Genomic DNA, 24,000 nt, shown 5'->3' on the forward strand with positions numbered 1-24,000 from the left:
TGATGCGCCGCCAATTGCTGGTTACTGCTGTTCTTTCCTCGTTCTTGCTGGCCGGCTGCGCCAGCTGGTTTGAAAGTTCTTCCGCTGCAAAACCCACACCGCTGGCGGCCATCAAGCCTATCCAGGCCCTGAACGTGAAGTGGAGCCTGTCGCAGGCCGCCTCCGACAATGCATTCTCCCCGGTGTATGCCAACGGAAACGTCATCTCGGCTGATGCTTCCGGTCGCATCCGCACCGTGGATGCCTTGTCCGGACGCGTCAGCGCTGACGTTTCCCTCAAGCGCGAGCTTTCCACTGGCGTGGCTGTTGCGGGTGATACCGTGATTGTCGGCACTCAGGACGGCAAACTGCTGGCGGTTGAGCGCAGCAGCGGCAAGCAGTTGTGGGAACAAACCCTCACCAGCGTGGCGCTGGAAGCCCCGCAAATTGCCGCCGGCATGGTAGTGGTGCGCAGCAATGATGGTCGTCTGACCGGCTTCAGCCTTGCCGATGGCAAGCAGCAATGGTCGGTAGCACGCACACAACCACAGTTGCTGGTACGTAATACCGGTTCCATGCAGGCGGTGGGGAATGAGGCGGTCATGGTGGGCCTGCCCGGTGGCAAGCTGGACATCATCAGCCCGGCCAATGGCAACACGCTATGGGAAGGTGTGGTTGCCAACCCGCGCGGTGCCACCGAGCTGGAACGCATCACCGACATCACCAGCCGCCCGGTCTACGATGCCGGGCAGGTATGCAGCGTAGCCTATCAGGGGCGCGTTGCCTGCTTCGATGCCAAGAGCGGTAGCCTGATGTGGGCAAGAGAGCTGTCATCCAGCCGTGGTGTGGCACTGGATGACAGCAAGCTGTATGTCACTGCGGAAGATGGTTCGGTGTGGGCGTATGATCGCAGCACTGGTCGCAATCTGTGGAAAACCGACGCACTGAAATTCCGTAATGTATCTGGCCCTGCCATGCTAGGACGTTTTGTTCTGGTGATCGATGGCGAGGGCTACGGCCATCTGCTGTCCAACGAGAGCGGCAGTCTGGTGGGCCGTGTGAAACTAGGCAGCGAAGGCACCGTCGCCCAACCCCTCTCCCTGGGCGCATCTGCCCTGGTGCAGGGGCAGAATGGTCGCCTGTCGCTGCTGTCGATTGAGTAAAAGCTGTAACCATGAAACCAACCGTAGCACTGGTCGGCCGCCCCAATGTGGGCAAGTCGACCCTTTTCAACCGGCTCACCCGTAGCCGTGACGCCCTGGTCGCCGACCAGCCCGGCCTGACCCGCGATCGCCATTACGGCCATGGTCGTGTGGGCGGGAAACCGTATCTGGTGGTAGACACTGGCGGTTTTGAACCCGTGGTCGATGCAGGCATCCTGTTCGAGATGGCCAAGCAGACGCTGCAGGCCGTGGATGAGGCCGATGCCGTGGTGTTCCTGGTGGATGGCCGTACCGGCATCACGCCGCAGGACAAGATCATTGCCAATCGCCTGCGTCAGATCGACCGACCGGTGTTTCTGGTAGTCAACAAGGCAGAGGGCATCAGCCATGCCATCGCCGGTGCTGAATTCCACGAACTGGCACTGGGCCAGCCGCTGGTGATTTCCGCGGCACACGGTGACGGCGTGCGCGAACTGATGGATATGGTGCTGGAAGACTTCCCCGAAGAAGTGGAGGAAGAAGACCGCTATCACCCCAAGTTTGCCGTCATCGGCCGCCCGAATGTGGGCAAATCCACGCTGGTGAATGCCATTCTGGGGGAAGAGCGCGTCATCGCCTTCGACCAGGCGGGTACAACGCGTGACAGCATCTATATTGATTTCGAGCGCGAAGGCCATACCTATACCATTATTGACACGGCCGGTGTGCGGCGTCGTGGCAAGGTAAACGAAGCCATCGAAAAGTTTTCCGTCATCAAGACGATGAAGGCGATCGAAGACGCCAATGTGGCAGTGCTGGTGCTGGATGCACAGTTGGATATCTCCGAGCAGGATGCCACCATTGCCGGTTTCGCCCTGGAGGCAGGTCGCGCTCTGGTAGTGGCAGTCAATAAATGGGACAACCTGGACTTCGAACAAAAGGAAACCATCAAGCGCGATATCGCGCGCAAGATCAGCTTCCTGGACTTTGCCAAGTTCCATTACATTTCTGCTTTGGAAGGCCGTGGTGTGGCGGATCTGTTCAAATCCATTGATGAAGCCTACCAGGCAGCGATGGTGAAACTGGCCACACCCAAGCTGACCCGTGTGCTGAATGTTGCAGTTGAACGTCAGGCCCCGCCGCGTTCGGGCCTGATGCGTCCCAAGATGCGTTATGCTCACCAGGGCGGGATGAATCCGCCTATCATCGTCATTCACGGCAATGCACTGGATGCGATTCCGGCAAGTTATACACGTTATCTGGAACATACCTTCCGCAAGGTGTTCAAACTGCAGGGTACGCCCTTGCGAGTACAGTACAAAACCTCGGAAAACCCCTTCGATACCGAAGAGTCCAAGGAAAAAACCAGGGCCAAGCCCAAACCGATGTCCAAGATGCGTGGGCGCGAGAAGGAAGTGCGCTGGGGCAAGAGTGGTAAAAAATAGTAGGCTGGGTTTTTTTCTGCTAAAAATAAGCATGCCAGCCGGGTTTAAAAGATTACTTAATACAACAATCAACGATTCGGAGAAAACGAATGAGCTCTAAAGGGCAAATGTTACAAGACCCGTTCCTGAACATCCTGCGTAAGGAACACGTGCCGGTTTCCATCTACCTGGTAAACGGCATCAAGCTGCAGGGTCAGGTCGAGTCTTTTGACCAATACGTCGTGCTGTTGAAAAACACGGTAACCCAGATGGTCTACAAGCACGCCATCTCCACCGTGGTACCGGCCCGTCCGGTAAACATCCCGCACGAACATCCGGGTCAGAAGCAGGATCAGCAAGACGCCTGATCAGGCCGAGCGCTGTATCCTCCACGGGCCGCCAGGCTGTGTCATCACGACACGGTTTGTCGGCCTTTTTTCATGCCAGGTTGGGCTGCAGGCAGCATCTGTGCTGCAGACCTGCCTTTCTCCTACGGTTATGAATACTGTGTTTGATCGTCCCGATATTGGAGACCAGGCTGTACTGGTCTGTCTGGATTTTGGTGATCCGGATCATCAGGAAAATGTTGCCGAATGCGCCGAGCTGGTGCGTTCTGCCAATGTCACTGTCACCGGCATCATCCAGGGCAAGCGCCAGCGGCCCGACGCTGCCTTGTTTGCCGGCAAGGGCAAGGTGGAAGAAGTTGCGGTGATGGTACGGGCAACCGGTGCCAATGTGGTCATCTTCAACCACCAGTTGTCACCGGCACAGGAGCGCAATCTGGAACGCGCGCTGCAATGCCGCGTGATCGACCGAACCAGTCTGATTCTGGACATTTTTGCCCAGCGGGCCCGCAGTCATGAAGGCAAGCTGCAAGTCGAACTCGCGCAACTGTCGCATATTGCTACCCGCCTGGTGCGTGGCTGGACCCACCTGGAACGCCAGAAGGGGGGGATCGGCCTGCGAGGACCGGGTGAGAGCCAGCTGGAAACCGACCGTCGCTTGTTGGGCAACCGGGTCAAAGCATTGAAAGAACGCCTGGCCCAGGTGCAGAAGCAGCGCAATACCCAGCGTCGTGGCCGCCAGCGCACCGGCATTGCATCGGTATCGATAGTTGGTTATACCAATGCAGGCAAGTCCACGCTGTTCAATGCGCTGACCAAGGCGCGTGCTTATGCAGCCGACCAGCTGTTTGCCACGCTGGATACCACCAGCCGCAAACTTTTTCTCAATACAGAAACCTCCATCATCGTTTCCGACACTGTCGGCTTTATCCGCGATTTGCCGCATACCCTGGTAGCAGCATTTCGCGCAACACTGGAAGAAACCATCCAGGCAGATTTGCTGTTGCATGTGGTTGACTCGTCCAATCCGCTGCGTGATGTCCAAATCGAAGAAGTCAACAAGGTGCTGGCCGAAATCGGAGCGGAGGCTGTTCCCCAGCTAATTGTGTGGAACAAGACCGATTTGCGTCAGTTGCCGGCCGCCATTGAGCGTGACGAACTGGGCGCAATCCAGGCAGTACGCTTGTCAGCACTCACTGGCGAAGGGCTGGAACTCTTGCGTGAGGCGCTTGCCGAACGTCTGCAGTCATCTGATAACCAACACGAAGAACAAGACGCATATGTCGCAGAATGATCCAAACCGGGGGCGTCGGGGCAGTGACGGACCGCCGGATCTAGACGAAATTTTCCGCCAGCTTAATCAGCGCCTGGCACGTTTGCTTGGTGCCCGTCCTCCGGCAGGGGGACAGCCAGGCCCGCAACCGCAAGCGGCATTCAAGGGCGGGGCCATCGCCGTTGTCGGCGTCCTGGCGGCACTATGGCTGGGTAGCGGCTTCTATGTGGTGGATGCCAAGGAGCAGGGGGTGGTGTTGCGCATGGGCAGTTTCAGCCGCGTGACCGATCCGGGCCTGCAGTGGCATGCGCCTTACCCGTTTGAAAAGGTTGAAATCGTCAACCTTACCGAACTGCGCAGCGTGGAAGTGGGCTATCGCAGCAATGCCAAGAACAAAGTGCCGGAAGAATCCCTAATGCTGACGGCAGACCAGAACATCATTGATGTACAACTGTCGGTGCAGTACGACGTGAAGGACCCCAAAGCCTTCCTGTTCAATAATGCGGCTGCAGATCACAATGCCAACGATATTGTGAAGCAAGCGACGGAGACGGCTATCCGGGAAGTGGTTGGACGCAACAAGGTTGACTTTGTGCTCAATGAAGGCCGCTCCCAGATTGCTGCAGATGCACAAAAAGTGATTCAGGACATTCTGGATCGCTATGGCCTGGGCGTGCGCATTGCCAAGGTCAATATCAATGCGGTGCAGCCTCCCGAGCAGGTGCTTGCCGCCTTTGATGATGCAGTCAAGGCCGGTCAGGATAAGGACAAGTTGCGCAATGAAGGCTTGGCCTATGCCAACGATGTCGTCCCCAGGGCAAAGGGGATGGCCGCCAGACTGGAGCAGGAGGCCGAAGCTTATCAGCAGAAAGTGGTAGCGGAGGCAGAGGGGGATGCGTCGCGCTTCAAACAAGTGTTGTCGGAATACAACAAGGCTCCCAAGGTCATGCGTGACCGCCTTTATCTGGACATGATGCAGCAAGTAATGAGTGCCACCAGCAAGGTGATTGTGGATCAGAAAGGCGGCAATAGCCTGCTTTATCTGCCCCTGGACAAACTCACGCAGGCTGCAAATGCCCCAGCACCAAATGGTGCTGCCGCGCCAACTGCAGCACCCCCGGCGGCACCCGTTCCCGCTCCGGCGGCTCCGGCAGTCCGTAACGGCAAGAGTGGTCGTGATTCTGGCCGTAGTCGTGACATTTTCGGTGGGGAGCACTGACATGCAGAAACTCATGCCAACCATGCTTGCCCTGCTTGCTGTCCTGTTCATCGCCAGCCTGTCGTTGTTTACGGTCGACCAGCGCCAGTACGCCATGGTCTTCCAGTTTGGAGAGGTGGAACGTGTCATCAAGCAGCCAGGTATTCAGTTCAAGATTCCACTACTGCAAAATGTGCGCTATTTCGACAGCCGCGTACTGACCATCGATGCCGAAGCGCCCGAGCTGTTCAATACCCGCGAGAAGAAGAACGTGCTGGTGGATAGCTACGTGAAATGGCGCATTGTCGATGTCGAACAGTTCTACAAGAGCGTTGGTTCGGAAGCCGCCGCAGTTGCCCGCTTGAAGCAAACCATCAATGACGGCTTGCGCGCCGAGTTCGGTCAGAAAACGGTTGCTGACGTGATTTCCGGCAAGCGAGACGAGGTGATGGACACGGTTCGCAAGCGCGCAGACGCAGATGCGCGTAAAATAGGCGTCGAAATTCTCGATGTGCGCTTAAAACGTGTCGATTTTCCGGATAAAATAAGCAGCTCTGTGTACGACCGCATGCAGTCGGAGCGTCGCACCGTCGCAAGCCAGTTGCGTAGCGAAGGTGCAGCCGACGCCGAACGCATCCGGGCTGAAGCAGAAAAGCAGCGCGACGTGATTCTGGCTGAAGCCTACAATAAGGCGCAGCAGCTTAAAGGCGAGGGCGATGCCAAGGCTGCGGCGATTTATGCCGAGGCTTATGGTCGCAGTCCGGAGTTCTATGCCTTCTGGCGCAGCATGGATGCGTACAAAGAGTCGTTCAAGAACAAGAGCGATGTCATGGTGCTGGACCCGAACAGCGAGTTCTTCAAGTATTTCAAGAACCCGCAGGCCGCCAGCAAGGGCAAGTAAGCGTTGTCTTGATTCTACAATCAGTTTTCATGACTGGCCGGACACCCCGGCCAGTTTGCCGTAAACAGGGCGGGGTGATGAATCCCGCCTTTTATTTGTCGAAACCGGAATATGCGTAACTGGCTGTTACCCGAATACATTGCGGACATTCTGCCCGCCACTGCCCGCCAGGTGGAGTCTGCCAAGGCGGCGATGCTGGAACAATTCCGCTGTGCAGGCTATGAACTGGTCCTGCCACCGCTGATCGAATATGTCGATTCGCTGATCGCCGAAGGGGATACCGCGCTGGATCTGAAAACCTTCAAGCTGGACGACCAACTTTCCGGTCATCAGCTTGGACTGCGCGCAGACATCACCCCGCAGGTAGCGCGCATCGACGCTCACCTGCTGGGGCATCGTACTGGCGTGACGCGCTTGTGCTATGCCGGTAGCGTGGTGCATACCCGTCCCAACGGTTTGATGAGTTCTCGCCAGCCCATGCAGGTTGGTGCCGAGCTTTATGGTTACGCCGGCATTGAGGCGGACATCGAAATCATCGAGCTGATGTTGTCCACGCTGGACCAGGTGAAGGTGCCGCAGTTGCGACTGGACGTTGGCCATACCGCCATCTTCCGTGGTCTGGCAACCGCGGCTGGCCTGTCGCCGCAAGCAACGCGCGAGCTGTTTGCCGTACTGCAAAACAAGGATGCCGCCAGCATTGCCGAACAAGTGGCCGGTCTGGCCGAACCGTATCGCTCTGCTTTCCTGGCCCTGCCAGAACTGTACGGCCCGGCCAGCGTGCTGGAAAAAGCCCGTACCCGTCTGCCTTCCTTGCCGGAAGTGGAACTGGCACTGATGCAACTGACGGCGATTGCCCGTGCCTTTGAAGGCCGTGTTGCCATCAGCTTTGATCTGTCCGAGCTGCGTGGCACCCATTATCACACCGGTTTGATTTTTGCCGCCTATGCCCCAGGCTGGGCGGTAGAGCTGGCCCGTGGTGGCCGCTACGACAATGTTGGCCGCCGTTTTGGCCGTGCGCGTCCTGCAACAGGTTTCAGTCTGGATCTGCGTGATTTGATCCAGATTCTGCCGGAACGCGGCAGTGCCATGGGCATCCGCGTTTCCAATCGCCATCTGCCGGCCGCACAAGCGGAAGTCGAACGTCTGCGTGCCGGTGGTGAAGTGGTGATCATTGATTACCTGGGGGAATCAGCCGAAGCCATCGGCTGCAACCGTGAACTGATTCCGGCCGCTGATGGCTGGCAGATCGTCCCGTTTAACTGATTTTTAGTTTGACTGAAGAAGAGGTTTTTCCAATGTCCAAGAATGTTGTCGTGATCGGTACCCAATGGGGTGATGAAGGCAAGGGCAAGATCGTTGACTGGCTGACCGACCACGCACGTGCTGTGGTACGTTTCCAGGGTGGTCACAATGCGGGCCATACCCTGGTGGTGAATGGCAAGAAAACCGTGTTGCGCCTGATTCCGTCCGGCATTCTGCGTGAAGGCGTGGAATGTTTCATCGGTAATGGCGTGGTGCTGTCGCCTGAAGCCCTGCTGAAGGAAATCGACGAGCTGGAAGCCGCTGGCGTGAATGCCTCGGCCCGCCTGAAGATTGCCGAAGGCTGCCCGCTGATCCTGCCTTACCACGTGGCACTGGACCAGGCGCGTGAAGCCTCCCTTGGCGCTGGCAAGATTGGTACCACCGGCCGCGGTATCGGCCCTTGCTACGAAGACAAGGTGGCCCGTCGCGCACTGAAGGTGATCGACCTGTTCAACCCGGAACGTTTTGCCACCAAGCTGAAGGAAAACGTTGAGTACTACAACTTCCTGCTGACCAATCTGCTCAAGGCCGAGCCGGTTAGCTATGAAGACATCCTGGCCAATACCATGAAGCTGGCCGAGCGCATCAAGCCGATGGTGGCAGACGTGTCGCGTACTCTGTACGACATGGACAAGGCCGGTGTCCCCATCCTGTTTGAAGGCGCACAAGGTACGCTGCTGGACATCGACCACGGTACCTACCCCTTCGTCACCTCGTCCAACTGTGTGGCTGGTGCCGCAGCGCCGGGCGCAGGCGTGCCGCCGCAGATGCTCAGCTACGTGCTGGGTATCGTGAAGGGCTACTGTACCCGTGTGGGTTCCGGTCCCTTCCCGAGCGAACAGGAAAACGAAATTGGTGCCTTCCTGGCCAAGCGCGGTAACGAGTTCGGCTCGGTTACCGGTCGTCCGCGTCGCTGTGGCTGGTTCGATGCCGCTGCGCTGAAGCGTTCCATCCAGATCAACGGTGTGTCCGGTCTGTGCGTAATGAAGCTGGACGTGATGGATGGCCTGGAAGAAATCCAGCTGTGTACCGGCTACATGCTCGATGGCAAGAAGATCGACATTCTGCCCTTCGGTTCCGATGCGGTTACCAAGTGTGAGCCGGTCTACGAAACCATGCCGGGCTGGACGGACTCCACGGTTGGCGTCAAGCGCTGGGAAGACCTGCCGGCTAACGCCCAGGCTTACCTGAAGCGTATCGAAGAAGTATGCGGCGCGCCGATCGATATCGTTTCCACCGGTCCTGATCGTGAAGAAACCATCGTATTGCGTCATCCTTACGGGCTGTAATCCTGGCCTGATCAAAAAAAGCCCACCTCATACGGTGGGTTTTTTTTATGCAGCAGTGCTGGCAAGATAGCGCTAACACCCTGGATGCAGTCCATTTCCAGCGCGTATTTGACCTGCCTTGCCTCCCTCCGGAAATGACATGAGCACACCCTTGAATGCTGTATTGCTTGGCTATGGCTATGCCGGCAAAACCTTCCATGCACCGTTGATTGCAGCCTGTCAGGACCTGCGTCTGTACGGGATTGTCAGCAGCAAGCCCGAGCAGTTGCAGGCTGACTGGCCTGATGCACGGTGCTGGCCCTCGTTTGAACAGGCTTTGCAAGATGCAGCAGTCGACCTGATTGTGATTGCCACACCCAATGACGTGCATTTCAAACAGGCGCAGGCTGCGCTGCTGGCTGGCAAGCATGTTGTCGTCGACAAGCCGTTTACCGTCACGCTAAGCGAGGCAAGAGAGCTGGATGAGCTGGCAAAGCAGCAGGGCGTGTTGTTATCCGTTTTCCATAATCGTCGCTGGGATGCAGATTTTCTGACCCTGCGCCAGTTGCTGGACAGTGGCCGCTTGGGGCAGATCAGCCAGTTTGTCTCGCACTTTGACCGCTACCGTCCTGAAGTACGACAGCGCTGGCGCGAGCAGGGCGGTGCCGGTAGCGGTTTGTGGTACGACCTGGGTCCGCATCTGCTGGATCAAGCCTTGTTGTTGTTCGGGCGTCCTCTGGGAATTACCGCCTTTCTTGCCACGCAGCGTCAGGGCGCCAAGGCAACGGATTATTTCCATGTGCAATTGCGCTATCCGGCAACGCACGTGGTATTGCATGGCTCATGCCTGGTGAGTGGCGGTATCCCGCGCTATGCGGTGCATGGCGATCTGGCCAGCTACGTCAAATACGGACTGGATACGCAGGAGTCGGACTTGAAGCAGGGCAAGGCTGTGGGCGCAGAAGGATGGGGCAATGACCCTCTGCCGGGGCAACTGATCGTGGCTGAAGGTGATGTGAGCCATTGCTCGCAATGGGCTAATCAGGTTGGTGACTATCGTTGTTACTACCAGCGTGTTGCTGCAGCCATCCGTGGGCAGGACAGTAATCCGGTGACTGCCGTCGAAGCCGCCAACGTGATGGAGTGGCTGGAGCGTGCCGTGCGTAGCGCTGCGTCGGGGCGTGAAATCTCTGCGGAGGAGGTGCTGTGAGTCTTGAGCAGGATTTGCAGATCATTGCGCAGCAGGAAGCCCTGCTGCAATTCAAGCAATTCGATGCGGATACCGCGTGGCTGGTGGGTTGTCGTCTGCGGGAGGAGGCAATACGGCGTGGTGCCGCACTGGCGATTGTGCTTACTCTCAACCAGACCCGGCGCTTTCAGTGCCTGATGCCAGGTGCCACAGCCAATAACAAGGACTGGGCCAGGCGCAAGCATAATGTGGTGCAGAAGTTCGAGCGCAGCTCACTGGCCATCGGGCTGGATTGCCAGCGTCAGCAAACCAGCCTGCAGGAGAAGAACGGACTGCCACTGGCAGATTACGCTACCCATGGCGGCGGGTTTCCGCTGTTGCTGGAAGGAGGAGTGTGTGTCGGCTCGGTCGTGGTATCCGGCTTGCCACAACGCGAGGACCACCAACTGGTGGTGGATGTGCTGGCTGCCATGCTGGGCCGGGAGGATGTACCCCGGCTGGATGAGTAAGCGCAGCGGCCCCTATGGCCCGCTGCGGGCTGGGCGGGCATCGGCATCCGTCAGTGTGCCGAGAAAAGCCAGCAAGTCATTGATTTCTTGTGCGTTAAGCGCTGGCGATGCGCCCTTTTTCCCGCCAAAGGGGGCATCGCGGTTGATATTGCCATGATAAACCGTCGGCAAATCATCAAACATGACCACCTGGCCATTGCTGGCGACGGGGTACCATTTTTCCGGCTGGGTATCACGGCTGGCATAGAATTCCACCGCCTTGCGCAAATCATGGAATACCCCGTTGTGGAAAAACACCTTGCGTGTGGCCACATTGCGCAAGGACGGGGTCCGAAATAGCCCGCAGTATTCTGCTTTCTGCATATCCTGGCGCACTGGTCCACATAGACCCATATCGTGGAATGCCGTATTCCGATTTATTTCCAGTTGTCGATTGCGTGGAACACCCAGCGCAATCAGGCCAAAGTCGCTGAATGCCGGAAAGGCACCATCGGGCTGCCACTCACTCAAATGACAGGCGGCACAGTTGCCCTTGTCCGGACTGTTGAATACTTGCAAGCCGCGCATTTCCTGACGGCTCAGCGCAGCCTTGCCCCGCAGCCAGTCATCATATTTGCTGCTATACGGGTAAAAATCGGCCGGGTTTTGCTGGAAAACCTCCAATGCCAGCACCAGTTTGTCGAAGGCTTGTGCCGGGTGCTGGAAGATATCCTGGCCGAAAACCGCCATGAAGGCGTTGGCACTTGCACTGGCTTTTAGCTGCCTGACCACCTGATCCGTACTGGTATTGGCCATCTCATTGCCTGCCAGTAATGGAATGGACGCCTGTTCGTGTACGCTGGCAGCCCGGCCATCCCAGGTAAAGCCCCCGGTCGGCCCTGCATCCTCGCTGTCATTGCCATCGTTGTCGCGGAAGTGCTCGCTAAAAGGCGGCACGATTTGCAAATAGCGCAAGGATGGTACGGCACGGTTGCCCATTTGCTTGCCGTCCAGCCCGCCAAGTTGTGCCGACTTACCATCCGGCGGGCCGTAAGCATGCTCCGGGCTGTGACAACTGGCACAGGAATGTTTGCCATTGGCCGATAGCGCGGTTTCAAAGAACAGCCGGCGTCCCAGTTGGGTCAACTGGCGGTTGTCCGGTATCGAGCTGGCTGCATAAATACCTGCCGCTTGGCCGCTTTGCGCTTGCCTGCCTGTTTGTGTGCATGCACAAAGACTGCCGAGCAGCAGAAAACCGCTTAGCCAAGAGGAAATACGTAGCAGGGTGGTGGAGTGGTGCATGGTGCTTGATCGACGACAGAATTGTTGCAACATAACGCAGTTTCATCACGGCTTGATGACGTTAAGCCCCTGCACTAGGGTCAGTAACTGCCACCTTGCCCCGTCAATAATTTTCAGTCTCTAATCCATCATCATGGTGCAACACGCCGCAGTCACAATCGCTGGTATCAGCATACGGAGACAGACATGAAACATTCCAAGCCCCTGTTGGCACCGATGGTACTGACCCTTGCGCTGGCTGGCTGTAACAGCATGCCTGCAGCGTCGCCGACAACGGCTGGCTCACTTGATACCATCCAGAACGTAGTGGTTATTTTTGCCGAGAACCGCGCTTTTGATAATCTTTATGGACTGTTTCCCGGCGCAAACGGCATACCCGGGGTGAACCCCTCTTCACGTGGTGCGTACATACCGCAGAAGGATTTTGATGGTTCCGTACTCCCCGTATTACCGCCAACCTGGGGTGGACTGACAGTAGCCGGGCAGCGTGTCACCTTGTCCCAGGCGCAAACCATGGGCTGGCCAAACCGGCCGTTCCAGCTGGATGATCCCACAGGAGTGCAGGGCAGCGGCACCGTGATTGGGCAGGACGTTACGACACGTGACCTGGTCCACCGCTTTTATAACAACCAGATGCAGATCAATGGTGGTGCCAACGACAAGTTTGCCGCTTACTCCGATGCTGGCGGTCTGAGCATGGGCTATTACGATGGCAGCAAAATGGCCTTGTGGAAACTGGCGCGTCAGTACACGCTGGCCGACAACTTCTTCATGGGTGCCTTTGGGGGTTCCTTCCTCAATCACCAGTACCTGATTTGCGCCTGTGCTCCGCAATACCCGCATGCAGATGCTGCAGACTCGCCGGCGCGCGATTCCATTTCGGCCATCGACACCGATGCGCAGGGGCGTTTCCTGCGTCTGACCCCTGCTGCCAGTGCCAAGGCATCTGTTCTGGATGGCAAGCCAAGCTACAAGAATGACGGCAACCTGACGCCCAAAGACCAGCAGGGCATGTTCTACGCGGTGAATACCATGCAGCCGCTATACCAGCCCAGTGGCAATGCACCGGCCGCCAATGGTGCCAGTCAGTATGCGGACACTGCCAAGGCAAGCACCCTGCCGGCCCAGACTGGCCCGACCATCGGGGACCGGCTGACTGCCAAAGGTGTGAGCTGGGCATGGTATGCTGGTGGCTGGAATGCTGCACTGGCCGCCCGCAGCAATATCTACAACGGCAGTACACCAAACTTTCAGCCACACCATCAGCCCTTCAACTATTACGCCGAGTTTGACCCGCTTACCCGACAGGCCAACCGTCAGGCTCACCTGAAGGATTTTGATGCAGAATTCCTCCAGGCTGCACAAGCCGGGAAGCTGCCAGCGGTTTCATTCTATAAACCGCAAGGTAATGTCAACCAGCATGCAGGTTATGCCAGCGTGGCAGATGGCGACGAGCATATTGCTCAGGTCATTGCCCGTCTGCAGCAGAGCCCGCAATGGAAGAACATGCTGATTGTGGTGACTTACGATGAAAATGGCGGCATCTACGACCACGCACCTGTTCCGCAAGGCGATCGCTGGGGTCCGGGCAGCCGTATTCCGGCCATCATCATCTCCCCGTATGCCCGCAAAGGCTTTGTCGATCACACGCAATACGATACCGGCTCCATCCTGCGCTTCCTGACGCGCCGTTTTGAGTTGCAACCTTTGCCTGGCGTACTGGAACGTGATGCCGGTTTGCGCGCTCATGGGGCAGCACCTATGGGTGACCTCAGCAACGCCTTGCAGTTACCAGCGCAGTAATGCCCTGGATGTGTCATCACAAACAAGGCTGCCACGTGCTGCCTTGTTTTATTCAGTCACCCGCAACACTTGTTTGTAAGATCCTTGCGGTGGGTTTGGGTCAAACTGTTAGACTGAATTCAGACTTCCTACCGTTGTGACACAACATGCAGTTTCTTCTTGCCCGCGGCATGCTGACGCCGCTTATCATTGCGACCGCATTATTCATGGAAAACATGGATGCCACGGTTATTTCCACCTCCTTGCCCGCCATTGCACAGGATTTGCTGGTCGATCCGGTGGCGCTCAAGCTGGCGCTGACCTCCTATCTGGTCAGCCTTGCCGTCTTTATCCCCGTCAGCGGCTGGATGGCGGACCGTTTCGGCGCACGTCGGATTTTCCGCTCCGCCATCCTGGTTTTCATGGCGGGTTCCATCCTTTGTGGCTTCAGTGGCTCGCTGGAGTCATTTGTCCTGGCGCGCTTCGTGCAGGGCATGGGCGGGGCGATGATGGTGCCGGTGGGGCGACTGGTCATTTTGCGCACAACGCGCAAGGATGAATTGGTCCGGGCATTGAGCTACCTGACCATTCCGGCCTTGTTGGGGCCGGTGATCGGGCCGCCATTGGGTGGGTTTATCACCACTTATTTCCATTGGCGCTGGATTTTCTTCATCAATATTCCCATCGGCCTGCTGGGCATGGTGCTGGCCAAGCGCTATATCGAAGATCTGCGCGATGAAAATGTGCCTGCACTGGACAAGACCGGCTTCTTCTTGAGCGGAGTGGGCTTGTCCATGCTGATGCTGGGGCTGGCTACCGAGGGCAAGCATATGTTGTCGGCCAACCTTTCTGTGGCAGTCAGCGTGGCAGGAGGATTGTTGCTGCTGGCTTACCTGCTGCATTACCGCCGGGTAAATGAACCCTTGCTCGACCTATCCTTGCTGCGCTTGCCAACCTTTCATGCCAGTGTGCTGGGTGGCTTTCTCATTCGCATGGGGATTGGGGCCACGCCTTTCCTGCTGCCCTTGATGCTACAGCTTGGTTTCGGCTACTCGCCTTTTCAATCGGGCTTGCTGACTTGCTCTACAGCGGTTGGCGCCATCTTCATGAAAACGATTGTCTCCAAGGTGCTCGAGCGCTTTGGCTTCAAGCAAGTGCTGATCTGGAATGCCGTATTGGTTGCCATTTCCATGGCCGTGTACGGACTGTTTCGCCCCGACACGCCGCACTGGGTGATGCTGTTGGTGTTTGTACTGGGTGGATTTTTGCGCTCTTTGCAATTTACCAGTCTGAATGCCATTGCCTTTGCCGACGTGGCACAGGCGCGCATGAGCCATGCAACCAGCCTGTCCAGCGTCGCGCAGCAACTGGCGGCGGGTTTTGGCGTCACTGTTGCCGCCATCATTCTGCAGACTACTGCGGGACTACAAGCGCATGGCACCTTGCAAAGCAGCGATTTCGCCTGGTCTTTTCTGGTGATGGGCATGCTGACCTTACTTTCGGTCGCATTTTTCTGGAGACTGGATGGTAATGCAGGTGCTGCACTGGCAGGGCGCGGGGAAGATAGCAAAAAGCAAGCGCAATGAAATTATCTGGGTAGAAATGGAAAAAGCCGTTGATCAGAGATCAACGGCTTTTTATTGGTGCCCAAGAGAAGACTCGAACTTCCACACCCTTGCGGGCGCTAGGACCTGAACCTAGTGCGTCTACCAATTCCGCCACCTGGGCAAAGCAAATTGTGGTACTACAAACCAGCAATACCTGCTGATTTTAAAAATTGTTGGTGCCCAAGAGAAGACTCGAACTTCCACACCCTTGCGGGCGCTAGGACCTGAACCTAGTGCGTCTACCAATTCCGCCACCTGGGCAAACCAAATTTTCCGCTACAACTTTAATAAGCACTATACAATACAGTTTGTTGGTGCCCAAGAGAAGACTCGAACTTCCACACCCTTGCGGGCGCTAGGACCTGAACCTAGTGCGTCTACCAATTCCGCCACCTGGGCACTGCTTTGCTGTATCATTCAGTTGCTGTAGTGCTGCAACGAGATGCGAATTATAAACAAGTTTCTGAGGGTGTCAATGGCCCAATCTGCAAAAAAACAAAAAAATATCCCCCTGCGCATGCAGGATCCCTTCTTGGAACGAGAAAAACTCAAATATTCCAATCCCTTACCCAGCCGGGAGTTCGTTCTGCAACTTCTGGAAAATAACGGTGTGCCAATGTTCCCGGAAGAACTGGCCGCCATGTTGTCTATCAAGAATACCGAATTGGGCTTCTTTGAGCGCCGCCTGCTGGCCATGGAACGTGAAGGTCAACTGATCATCAATCGCAAAGGTGCAATTTGTGCCGCTCAAAAGCTGGACCTGATCAAGTGCAAGGTTTCCGGTCACCGTGACGGTTTTGGCTTTGCTCTGCCGGATGAAGGTGAAGGCGGTGGGGTGGATATCTTCCTGCCCGAGCGTGAAATGAAAAAAGTCATGCATGGCGACCGTGTGCTGGTACGTCCTTCGGGCGTTGATCGTCGTGGACGGCAGGAAGGCAAGATTGTCGAGGTGCTGGACCATGCGGTCAGCAAACTGGTAGGACGCATTCATCAGGAGCGTGGCGTCTGGATCGTCACGCCGGAAGATCGTCGTATCCGGCACGAGGTTCTCATCGAGCCTGGCAGTCAACAGGATGCCAAGCATGGCCAGGTCGTCATGGTGGAAATCCTGCAGTATCCGGATGCCTACCGACAGCCGGTAGCCAAGGTCGTGGAAGTGCTGGGCAATTATGCTGATCCGGGCATGGAAATTGAAATTGCGCTGCGCAAACATGCCTTGCCGCATGAGTTTCCGGCAGAGGTATTAGCCCAGGCCAAGTCCACGCCCAAGAAGGTACGCAAAAAAGACTTGTCCAAGGATCGTGTCGACTTGCGTCATCTGCCGCTGGTGACCATTGATGGCGAAACTGCACGCGACTTCGATGATGCTGTCTATGCGGAGAAGCAAGGCAAGGGTTTCCGGCTGATCGTGGCCATTGCCGATGTCAGTCATTATGTCCAGCCGGGCGATGCCCTGGATCAAGAGGCAGTGAATCGCGGAACGTCCGTCTATTTCCCGCGCCGTGTTATCCCGATGCTGCCCGAAGCACTGTCAAACGGCATTTGTTCCTTGAATCCCGATGTTGAGCGGCTGTGCATGGTTTGTGACATGCAAATCAATGGCAAGGGAGAAGTCAAACGCTATCAGTTCTACCCTGCAGTCATGCTTTCAAAAGCACGGCTGACCTATACCCAAGTATGGGACTGGATCCAGCATGGGACTGATAACCCGCTGCTGCCGAATATCCAGACACTCTACAGCTTGTTCAAGGTCTTGCTGGCAGCCCGTGCCAAGCGGGGGGCAATCGAGTTTGACTCGATTGAGACGCAGATGATCTTCAACGAGCAGGGCAAGATAGACAAGATCGTTCCGGTGGTCCGCAACGATGCCCATCGGCTGATTGAAGAGTGCATGCTGGCGGCCAACGTCTGCGCGGCGGACTTCCTGCTCAAGAGTAAGCAGAAATGTCTGTATCGCGTACATGAAGGCCCTACGCCAGAAAAACTGGAAAACCTGCGCAACTACTTGCAGTTGGTTGGACTGACACTGGCCGGTAACGACAAGCCGACGGCCAAGGATTATGCCAAGCTCGCCGAGCAGATTCATGGTCGCCCGGATGCGCCGGTACTGCAGACCATGCTGCTCAGATCCATGCAGCAGGCCGTCTATACGCCGGACAATAATGGCCATTTTGGTCTGGCTTATGATGCCTACACGCATTTCACCTCACCGATCCGCCGTTACCCGGATTTGCTGGTTCACCGTTCCATCAAGGCAGTATTGCAGGGCAGTAAATACAAACCCGGCAAGTGGGCTCAGCTGGGTATGCATTGCTCCATGACGGAGCGGCGGGCGGATGATGCCAGTCGTGACGTCGAGTCCTGGCTCAAGACTTACTATATGCAGGACAAGGTAGGCGAGGTATTCGAAGGCAAGATCAGTGCGGTCACCAGCTTTGGCGTGTTTGTGTTGCTGGATAATGTTTATGTAGAAGGTCTGGTACATATCTCCGAACTGGGCAAGGACTACTTCCATTTCCGCAAGGACATTCAGGCAATCGTTGGCGAAAAGAGCGGGATGTCTTATCGCCTCGGCGATACGCTGACGGTAAAGGTGGTGAGTGCCAATCTGGAAAATGCCCAGGTTGATTTTGCATTGGTGCGCGATACCACGCAGCCTGCATTGGCTGCGCCTGCGGGTAAGCGTGAGAAGCCACAGCACGCAAGCCATACTGCTACATCCTCCCGCAAGCAGAACAACCATGGTGGGCGTAGTCGGAATCAGCATGGCAAACATGCTGACAGCCGACAAGATAATGTCGCTGCTGTTCCGCAAGCGGCATCGGCAGCATCCGGCAGGGCAAGGAATCAGCGTAAACCGGCAGCGGTGCCAACGCCGGTGGATCCTAGACCTCCTGTGAAAGGTGAGCCAGCGAAGTCGACAGCCGCACGACGCAAGCCTGCGGGAAGTTCCGTCGCTGCGCAGTCTGCGGGGGATGCCGTTGTACCTGCTCCGCGTTCGCGCCGTAAGCCGGCTGCAAGTTCTGAGGCAGCGGTACCATCTGCACCGCGCGGCCGTAGTCGAAATACCAAGAAGCCGAACAGTCAGTAAGCTGTCATGAGAACTGCCCTCTCTGGTATCAGAAATGGCTGACTCAGCAAAAGGCCCGGCCCAGCCGGGCTTTTTGCTGCCTGTGTCGGTGCTGAGACCAGCTTTTTGCGCCAGTTTCCTGCATGGGTCAGCGTCAGGAAGGACGTCAGTGCGTCGCTGGCTGTGCACCCGCAGCAAAACAGCCATGAAACCCGTATTTCATAAAGTATTACCGTTCAGTGACTTAGCGGTCTGCGGGACGGAATTTTGGCAAATCCTGCAGATTTATTCGCACAAAGTGTTGACGAGGGTGGGGCAGGGCGGTATAGTTCGCCTCCTCAGCAGACAACGCAGCGACGGAAACGAAACGCAGCGACCTGCACCGCTCTTTAAAAAACAGAATAACCGATAGGTGTGAGTGCTTGGCGAAAGCCAAATACTTGCACTGCAAGACAAGAAATACTTGTTATTTTCTTTGATCTTGCGTGCCAGAAAATTTGCTATGAGATTGAACTGAAGAGTTTGATCCTGGCTCAGATTGAACGCTGGCGGCATGCTTTACACATGCAAGTCGAACGGTAACAGGGAGCTTGCTCCGCTGACGAGTGGCGAACGGGTGAGTAATGCGTCGGAACGTGCCGAGTAGTGGGGGATAACTATCCGAAAGGATAGCTAATACCGCATACGCTTTGAGAAGGAAAGCAGGGGATCGTAAGACCTTGCGCTATTTGAGCGGCCGACGTCTGATTAGCTAGTTGGTGAGGTAAAGGCTCACCAAGGCATCGATCAGTAGCGGGTCTGAGAGGATGATCCGCCACACTGGGACTGAGACACGGCCCAGACTCCTACGGGAGGCAGCAGTGGGGAATTTTGGACAATGGGCGCAAGCCTGATCCAGCCATGCCGCGTGTCTGAAGAAGGCCTTCGGGTTGTAAAGGACTTTTGTCAGGGAGGAAATTCCTAGCGCTAATATCGCTGGGGGATGACAGTACCTGAAGAATAAGCACCGGCTAACTACGTGCCAGCAGCCGCGGTAATACGTAGGGTGCAAGCGTTAATCGGAATTACTGGGCGTAAAGCGTGCGCAGGCGGTTGTGTAAGTCTGATGTGAAAGCCCCGGGCTTAACCTGGGAACTGCATTGGAGACTGCACAGCTAGAGTGCGTCAGAGGGGGGTAGAATTCCGCGTGTAGCAGTGAAATGCGTAGAGATGCGGAGGAATACCGATGGCGAAGGCAGCCCCCTGGGATGACACTGACGCTCATGCACGAAAGCGTGGGGAGCAAACAGGATTAGATACCCTGGTAGTCCACGCCCTAAACGATGTCAACTAGCTGTTGGGGGTTTGAATCCTTGGTAGCGTAGCTAACGCGAGAAGTTGACCGCCTGGGGAGTACGGCCGCAAGGTTAAAACTCAAAGGAATTGACGGGGACCCGCACAAGCGGTGGATGATGTGGATTAATTCGATGCAACGCGAAAAACCTTACCTGGTCTTGACATGTACAGAACTTTCCAGAGATGGATTGGTGCCCGAAAGGGAGCTGTAACACAGGTGCTGCATGGCTGTCGTCAGCTCGTGTCGTGAGATGTTGGGTTAAGTCCCGCAACGAGCGCAACCCTTGCCATTAGTTGCTACCATTTAGTTGAGCACTCTAATGGGACTGCCGGTGACAAACCGGAGGAAGGTGGGGATGACGTCAAGTCCTCATGGCCCTTATGACCAGGGCTTCACACGTCATACAATGGTCGGTACAGAGGGTAGCCAAGCCGCGAGGTGGAGCCAATCTCATAAAACCGATCGTAGTCCGGATCGCACTCTGCAACTCGAGTGCGTGAAGTCGGAATCGCTAGTAATCGCAGATCAGCATGCTGCGGTGAATACGTTCCCGGGTCTTGTACACACCGCCCGTCACACCATGGGAGTGAGTTTCACCAGAAGTGGGTAGGCTAACCGTAAGGAGGCCGCTTACCACGGTGGGATTCATGACTGGGGTGAAGTCGTAACAAGGTAGCCGTAGGGGAACCTGCGGCTGGATCACCTCCTTTCTAGAGAAGGCGATCGTCAAGTATTCACAGCCTATCGGTTATTCGAGATTTTAAGGGTTTGACTGGGTTTGTAGCTCAGCTGGTTAGAGCACTGTGTTGATAACGCAGGGGTCGAAGGTTCGAGTCCTTCCAGACCCACCAGTTTGGGGGATTAGCTCAGTTGGGAGAGCACCTGCTTTGCAAGCAGGGGGTCGTCGGTTCGATCCCGTCATCCTCCACCACCTCAACTCAAACAAAAACGCATCTGGAAACGTTGTTTCCGGGTATCTTTTTGTTTGCGTTGAATTGACCGCAAGGTCGAACGCCCGATCTTTAACAAACTGAAGAAGCCGAATTAATTAGACGGCGAAATGAAATGCATGAAGTTAACTCTGCATGCAGGACAAATCGTCATCTTGGGAATTTGATTGTATCTAATGTCATGTCGCCATCACAAAAGGGGCGGTGTGACATGTCGCACAAACACAATCCTGTCGGATTGGTAACTCAGGTTACTGAAATGATAGGGTCAAGCGACTAAGTGCATCTGGTGGATGCCTTGGCGATCACAGGCGATGAAGGACGTGTAAGCCTGCGAAAAGCGCGGGGGAGCTGGCAATAGAGCTTTGATCCCGCGATATCCGAATGGGGAAACCCACCCGCAAGGGTATCCCAGACTGAATACATAGGTCTGTGGAAGCGAACCGAGTGAACTGAAACATCTAAGTAACTCGAGGAAAAGAAATCAACCGAGATTCCGTCAGTAGTGGCGAGCGAACGCGGAATAGCCTGTATGTGATAGAGATTGAGATAGTGGAAGGACCTGGAAATGTCCGCCATAGTGGGTGATAGCCCCGTACACGAAATTTCATTCTTGGTACTGAGCATACGAAAAGTAGGGCGGGACACGCGAAATCCTGTCTGAAGATGGGGGGACCATCCTCCAAGGCTAAATACTCGTGATCGACCGATAGTGAACCAGTACCGTGAGGGAAAGGCGAAAAGAACCCCGGGAGGGGAGTGAAATAGAACCTGAAACCGGATGCATACAAACAGTGGGAGCCTCGCAAGGGGTGACTGCGTACCTTTTGTATAATGGGTCAGCGACTTACGTTCAGTAGCAAGCTTAACCGCATAGGGGAGGCGTAGGGAAACCGAGTCCGAATAGGGCGCTTTAGTTGCTGGGCGTAGACCCGAAACCGAGTGATCTATCCATGGCCAGGATGAAGGTGCGGTAACACGCACTGGAGGTCCGAACCCACTAGTGTTGCAAAACTAGGGGATGAGCTGTGGATAGGGGTGAAAGGCTAAACAAACTCGGAGATAGCTGGTTCTCCCCGAAAACTATTTAGGTAGTGCCTCATGTATCACTTCCGGGGGTAAAGCACTGTTATGGCTAGGGGGTCATTGCGATTTACCAAACCATGGCAAACTCTGAATACCGGAAAGTGCGAGCATGGGAGACAGACGGTGGGTGCTAACGTCCATCGTCAAGAGGGAAACAACCCAGACCGCCAGCTAAGGTCCCAAATGATCAGTTAAGTGGTAAACGAAGTGGGAAGGCCCAGACAGCCAGGATGTTGGCTTAGAAGCAGCCATCATTTAAAGAAAGCGTAATAGCTCACTGGTCGAGTCGTCCTGCGCGGAAGATGTAACGGGGCTCAAACTGATAACCGAAGCTGCGGATTTGCACGTAAGTGCAGATGGTAGGGGAGCGTTCTGTAGGTCTGTGAAGGTGTCTCGTAAGGGATGCTGGAGATATCAGAAGTGCGAATGCTGACATGAGTAGCGATAAAGCGGGTGAAAAGCCCGCTCGCCGAAAGCCCAAGGTTTCCTACGCAACGTTCATCGGCGTAGGGTGAGTCGGCCCCTAAGGCGAGGCTGAAAAGCGTAGTCGATGGGAAACGGGTTAAAATTCCCGTACTTTTGTGTAGTGCGATGTGGGGACGGAGAAGGTTAGGTCAGCGGCCTGTTGGAATAGGTCGTTCAAGCCGGTAGGCGTGAAGGGTAGGCAAATCCGCCCTTCTTTAACGCCGAGAAGTGATAACGAGGGTCTACGGACCTGAAGTGACTGATACCACGCTTCCAGGAAAAGCCACTAAGCTTCAGCTACACAAGAACCGTACCGCAAACCGACACAGGTGGGCAGGATGAGAATTCTAAGGCGCTTGAGAGAACTCAGGAGAAGGAACTCGGCAAATTGATACCGTAACTTCGGGAGAAGGTATGCCTGTTGTGGTGAACACCCTGCGGTGGGAGCTACGACAGGTCGCAGAGAATCGGTGGCTGCGACTGTTTATCAAAAACACAGCACTGTGCCAACACGAAAGTGGACGTATACGGTGTGACGCCTGCCCGGTGCTGGAAGGTTAAGTGATGGGGTGCAAGCTCTTGATCGAAGCCCCAGTAAACGGCGGCCGTAACTATAACGGTCCTAAGGTAGCGAAATTCCTTGTCGGGTAAGTTCCGACCCGCACGAATGGCGTAACGATGGCCACACTGTCTCCTCCTGAGACTCAGCGAAGTTGAAGTGTTTGTGAAGATGCAATCTCCCCGCTGCTAGACGGAAAGACCCCGTGAACCTTTACTGTAGCTTTGCATTGGACTTTGAAGTGGTTTGTGTAGGATAGGTGGGAGGCTTTGAAGCAGGGACGCTAGTTCCTGTGGAGCCGACCTTGAAATACCACCCTGACCCCTTTGAGGTTCTAACCTTGGTCCGTTATCCGGATCGGGGACAGTGCATGGTAGGCAGTTTGACTGGGGCGGTCTCCTCCCAAAGTGTAACGGAGGAGTTCGAAGGTTACCTAGGTACGGTCGGAAATCGTGCTGATAGTGCAATGGCAAAAGGTAGCTTAACTGCGAGACCGACAAGTCGAGCAGGTGCGAAAGCAGGACATAGTGATCCGGTGGTTCTGAATGGAAGGGCCATCGCTCAACGGATAAAAGGTACTCCGGGGATAACAGGCTGATACCGCCCAAGAGTTCACATCGACGGCGGTGTTTGGCACCTCGATGTCGGCTCATCACATCCTGGGGCTGTAGCCGGTCCCAAGGGTATGGCTGTTCGCCATTTAAAGTGGTACGTGAGCTGGGTTCAAAACGTCGTGAGACAGTTTGGTCCCTATCTGCAGTGGGCGTTGGAAGTTTGACGGGGGCTGCTCCTAGTACGAGAGGACCGGAGTGGACGAACCTCTGGTGTACCGGTTGTCACGCCAGTGGCATTGCCGGGTAGCTAAGTTCGGAAGAGATAAGCGCTGAAAGCATCTAAGCGCGAAACTCGCCTGAAGATGAGACTTCCCTGAGGGCTAGACCCTCCTGAAGAGTCGTTCGAGACCAGGACGTTGATAGGTCGGGTGTGGAAGCGCTGTGAGGCGTTAAGCTAACCGATACTAATTGCTCGTGAGGCTTGATCCTATCATTTGAGTGGCTTGGGAAACCGAGACCGGATGGATAGTGAATGTGCGACGCGATCAAAGATCCAAGATAAGATACCTAATTAATTCAGTGATTCAGACGAAGTCTGGATGACAAAGCTTCTTCAAGTTTGTTGACAGTTTATGTCTGGTGGCCATAGCGAGGTGGTCCCACGCCTTCCCATCCCGAACAGGACCGTGAAACGCCTTAGCGCCGATGATAGTGTGGCATTCGCCATGTGAAAGTAGGACACTGCCAGACTCCCCTTACAGAAGCCCAGCTCAATCGAGCT

At 55.7% G+C, this 24,000-nt stretch carries 14 protein-coding genes, 5 tRNA genes and 3 rRNA genes; 18 read left to right on the forward strand and 4 right to left on the reverse strand.

Features of this window, described 5'->3' with window-relative positions; translation table 11 throughout:
* Positions 1-2: 2 nt before the first annotated feature.
* From bamB to DLM_RS02885, 10 genes are all read left to right on the forward strand, one after another.
* Positions 3-1,142 carry an outer membrane protein assembly factor BamB gene (gene bamB / locus DLM_RS02840; RefSeq protein ID WP_089084885.1) on the forward strand — a complete coding sequence of 380 codons (1,140 nt, stop codon included), beginning with the start codon at positions 3-5 and terminating at the stop codon, positions 1,140-1,142.
* An 11-nt stretch (positions 1,143-1,153) separates the two neighbouring features.
* Positions 1,154-2,566: a ribosome biogenesis GTPase Der gene (gene der / locus DLM_RS02845; protein WP_089084884.1), complete on the forward strand. Its 1,413-nt coding sequence runs from the start codon at positions 1,154-1,156 to the stop codon at positions 2,564-2,566.
* An 89-nt stretch (positions 2,567-2,655) separates the two neighbouring features.
* Complete coding sequence (gene hfq, locus DLM_RS02850; protein ID WP_045844760.1) at positions 2,656-2,913, forward strand: RNA chaperone Hfq; 258 nt, start codon at positions 2,656-2,658, stop codon at positions 2,911-2,913.
* Positions 2,914-3,043: 130 nt separating this feature from the next.
* Complete coding sequence (gene hflX / locus DLM_RS02855) at positions 3,044-4,183, forward strand: GTPase HflX (protein WP_231960024.1); 1,140 nt, start codon at positions 3,044-3,046, stop codon at positions 4,181-4,183.
* Complete coding sequence (gene hflK, locus DLM_RS02860) at positions 4,170-5,381, forward strand: FtsH protease activity modulator HflK (protein WP_089084883.1); 1,212 nt, start codon at positions 4,170-4,172, stop codon at positions 5,379-5,381. The genes hflX and hflK overlap by 14 nt, the downstream gene beginning before the upstream one ends.
* Before the next feature lies 1 nt (position 5,382).
* Positions 5,383-6,261: a protease modulator HflC gene (gene hflC, locus DLM_RS02865; protein ID WP_089084882.1), complete on the forward strand. Its 879-nt coding sequence runs from the start codon at positions 5,383-5,385 to the stop codon at positions 6,259-6,261.
* A 111-nt stretch (positions 6,262-6,372) separates the two neighbouring features.
* Positions 6,373-7,524 carry an ATP phosphoribosyltransferase regulatory subunit gene (locus DLM_RS02870; protein ID WP_089084881.1) on the forward strand — a complete coding sequence of 384 codons (1,152 nt, stop codon included), beginning with the start codon at positions 6,373-6,375 and terminating at the stop codon, positions 7,522-7,524.
* Positions 7,525-7,556: 32 nt separating this feature from the next.
* Positions 7,557-8,852: an adenylosuccinate synthase gene (locus tag DLM_RS02875; protein ID WP_089084880.1), complete on the forward strand. Its 1,296-nt coding sequence runs from the start codon at positions 7,557-7,559 to the stop codon at positions 8,850-8,852.
* A 139-nt stretch (positions 8,853-8,991) separates the two neighbouring features.
* Positions 8,992-10,041: an oxidoreductase gene (locus DLM_RS02880; protein ID WP_089084879.1), complete on the forward strand. Its 1,050-nt coding sequence runs from the start codon at positions 8,992-8,994 to the stop codon at positions 10,039-10,041.
* Positions 10,038-10,529, forward strand: a complete 492-nt coding sequence (locus DLM_RS02885) for a heme-degrading domain-containing protein (RefSeq protein ID WP_089084878.1) — start codon at positions 10,038-10,040, stop codon at positions 10,527-10,529. The genes DLM_RS02880 and DLM_RS02885 overlap by 4 nt, the downstream gene beginning before the upstream one ends.
* Before the next feature lie 12 nt (positions 10,530-10,541).
* Here DLM_RS02885 and DLM_RS02890 read toward each other — a convergent pair whose 3' ends face one another.
* A complete protein-coding gene (locus DLM_RS02890) occupies positions 10,542-11,843 on the reverse strand; it encodes a cytochrome-c peroxidase (protein ID WP_231960026.1) in 1,302 nt (433 codons plus the stop codon).
* Between the two features lie 153 nt (positions 11,844-11,996).
* Here DLM_RS02890 and acpA point away from each other — a divergent pair, with 153 nt between their 5' ends.
* Together acpA and DLM_RS02900 are read left to right on the forward strand one after the other, a co-directional pair.
* Positions 11,997-13,613 (forward strand): acid phosphatase, encoded by a 1,617-nt coding sequence (gene acpA, locus DLM_RS02895; protein WP_089084876.1) that lies wholly within the window; start codon positions 11,997-11,999, stop codon positions 13,611-13,613.
* Between the two features lie 206 nt (positions 13,614-13,819).
* Entirely contained in the window at positions 13,820-15,178 is a 1,359-nt protein-coding gene (locus DLM_RS02900) for an MDR family MFS transporter (protein WP_231960031.1), read from the forward strand.
* Between the two features lie 55 nt (positions 15,179-15,233).
* Here DLM_RS02900 and DLM_RS02905 read toward each other — a convergent pair.
* From DLM_RS02905 to DLM_RS02915, 3 genes are all read right to left on the reverse strand, one after another.
* A tRNA-Leu gene (locus DLM_RS02905) sits at positions 15,234-15,320 on the reverse strand.
* 53 nt (positions 15,321-15,373) lie between these two features.
* A tRNA-Leu gene (locus DLM_RS02910) sits at positions 15,374-15,460 on the reverse strand.
* Between the two features lie 51 nt (positions 15,461-15,511).
* Positions 15,512-15,598 (reverse strand) — tRNA-Leu (locus DLM_RS02915).
* 76 nt (positions 15,599-15,674) lie between these two features.
* On the opposite strand from DLM_RS02915, the gene rnr reads away from it, so the two are divergent.
* From rnr to rrf, 6 genes are all read left to right on the forward strand, one after another.
* On the forward strand, positions 15,675-18,290 hold the full coding sequence (rnr, locus tag DLM_RS02920; RefSeq protein WP_089084875.1) for a ribonuclease R: 2,616 nt from the start codon (positions 15,675-15,677) through the stop codon (positions 18,288-18,290).
* A 489-nt stretch (positions 18,291-18,779) separates the two neighbouring features.
* A 16S ribosomal RNA gene (locus tag DLM_RS02925) occupies positions 18,780-20,315 on the forward strand.
* Positions 20,316-20,379: 64 nt separating this feature from the next.
* Positions 20,380-20,456: transfer RNA gene (locus DLM_RS02930), tRNA-Ile, on the forward strand.
* Positions 20,457-20,460: 4 nt separating this feature from the next.
* Positions 20,461-20,536, forward strand: a tRNA-Ala gene (locus tag DLM_RS02935).
* 285 nt (positions 20,537-20,821) lie between these two features.
* Positions 20,822-23,708: ribosomal RNA gene (locus DLM_RS02940) — 23S ribosomal RNA — on the forward strand.
* Between the two features lie 146 nt (positions 23,709-23,854).
* A 5S ribosomal RNA gene (gene rrf / locus DLM_RS02945) occupies positions 23,855-23,969 on the forward strand.
* Together the 16S, 23S and 5S rRNA genes with 2 tRNA genes alongside form the textbook arrangement of a ribosomal RNA operon.
* Positions 23,970-24,000 lie beyond the last annotated feature (31 nt).

Origin of the sequence: Aquitalea magnusonii (assembly GCF_002217795.2) — a bacterium.
GTDB lineage: Bacteria > Pseudomonadota > Gammaproteobacteria > Burkholderiales > Chromobacteriaceae > Aquitalea > Aquitalea magnusonii_B.

What these genes read in the sequence shown, in the direction of transcription:
- bamB (WP_089084885.1), top strand. Translation starts at nt 3, where the DNA reads ATGCGCCGCCAATTGCTGGTTACTGCTGTTCTTTCCTCGTTCTTGCTG.
- der (WP_089084884.1), top strand. Translation starts at nt 1,154, where the DNA reads ATGAAACCAACCGTAGCACTGGTCGGCCGCCCCAATGTGGGCAAGTCG.
- hfq (WP_045844760.1), top strand. Translation starts at nt 2,656, where the DNA reads ATGAGCTCTAAAGGGCAAATGTTACAAGACCCGTTCCTGAACATCCTG.
- hflX (WP_231960024.1), top strand. Translation starts at nt 3,044, where the DNA reads ATGAATACTGTGTTTGATCGTCCCGATATTGGAGACCAGGCTGTACTG.
- hflK (WP_089084883.1), top strand. Translation starts at nt 4,170, where the DNA reads ATGTCGCAGAATGATCCAAACCGGGGGCGTCGGGGCAGTGACGGACCG.
- hflC (WP_089084882.1), top strand. Translation starts at nt 5,383, where the DNA reads ATGCAGAAACTCATGCCAACCATGCTTGCCCTGCTTGCTGTCCTGTTC.
- DLM_RS02870 (WP_089084881.1), top strand. Translation starts at nt 6,373, where the DNA reads ATGCGTAACTGGCTGTTACCCGAATACATTGCGGACATTCTGCCCGCC.
- DLM_RS02875 (WP_089084880.1), top strand. Translation starts at nt 7,557, where the DNA reads ATGTCCAAGAATGTTGTCGTGATCGGTACCCAATGGGGTGATGAAGGC.
- DLM_RS02880 (WP_089084879.1), top strand. Translation starts at nt 8,992, where the DNA reads ATGAGCACACCCTTGAATGCTGTATTGCTTGGCTATGGCTATGCCGGC.
- DLM_RS02890 (WP_231960026.1), bottom strand. Translation starts at nt 11,843, where the DNA reads ATGTTGCAACAATTCTGTCGTCGATCAAGCACCATGCACCACTCCACC.
- acpA (WP_089084876.1), top strand. Translation starts at nt 11,997, where the DNA reads ATGAAACATTCCAAGCCCCTGTTGGCACCGATGGTACTGACCCTTGCG.
- DLM_RS02900 (WP_231960031.1), top strand. Translation starts at nt 13,820, where the DNA reads ATGGAAAACATGGATGCCACGGTTATTTCCACCTCCTTGCCCGCCATT.
- rnr (WP_089084875.1), top strand. Translation starts at nt 15,675, where the DNA reads ATGGCCCAATCTGCAAAAAAACAAAAAAATATCCCCCTGCGCATGCAG.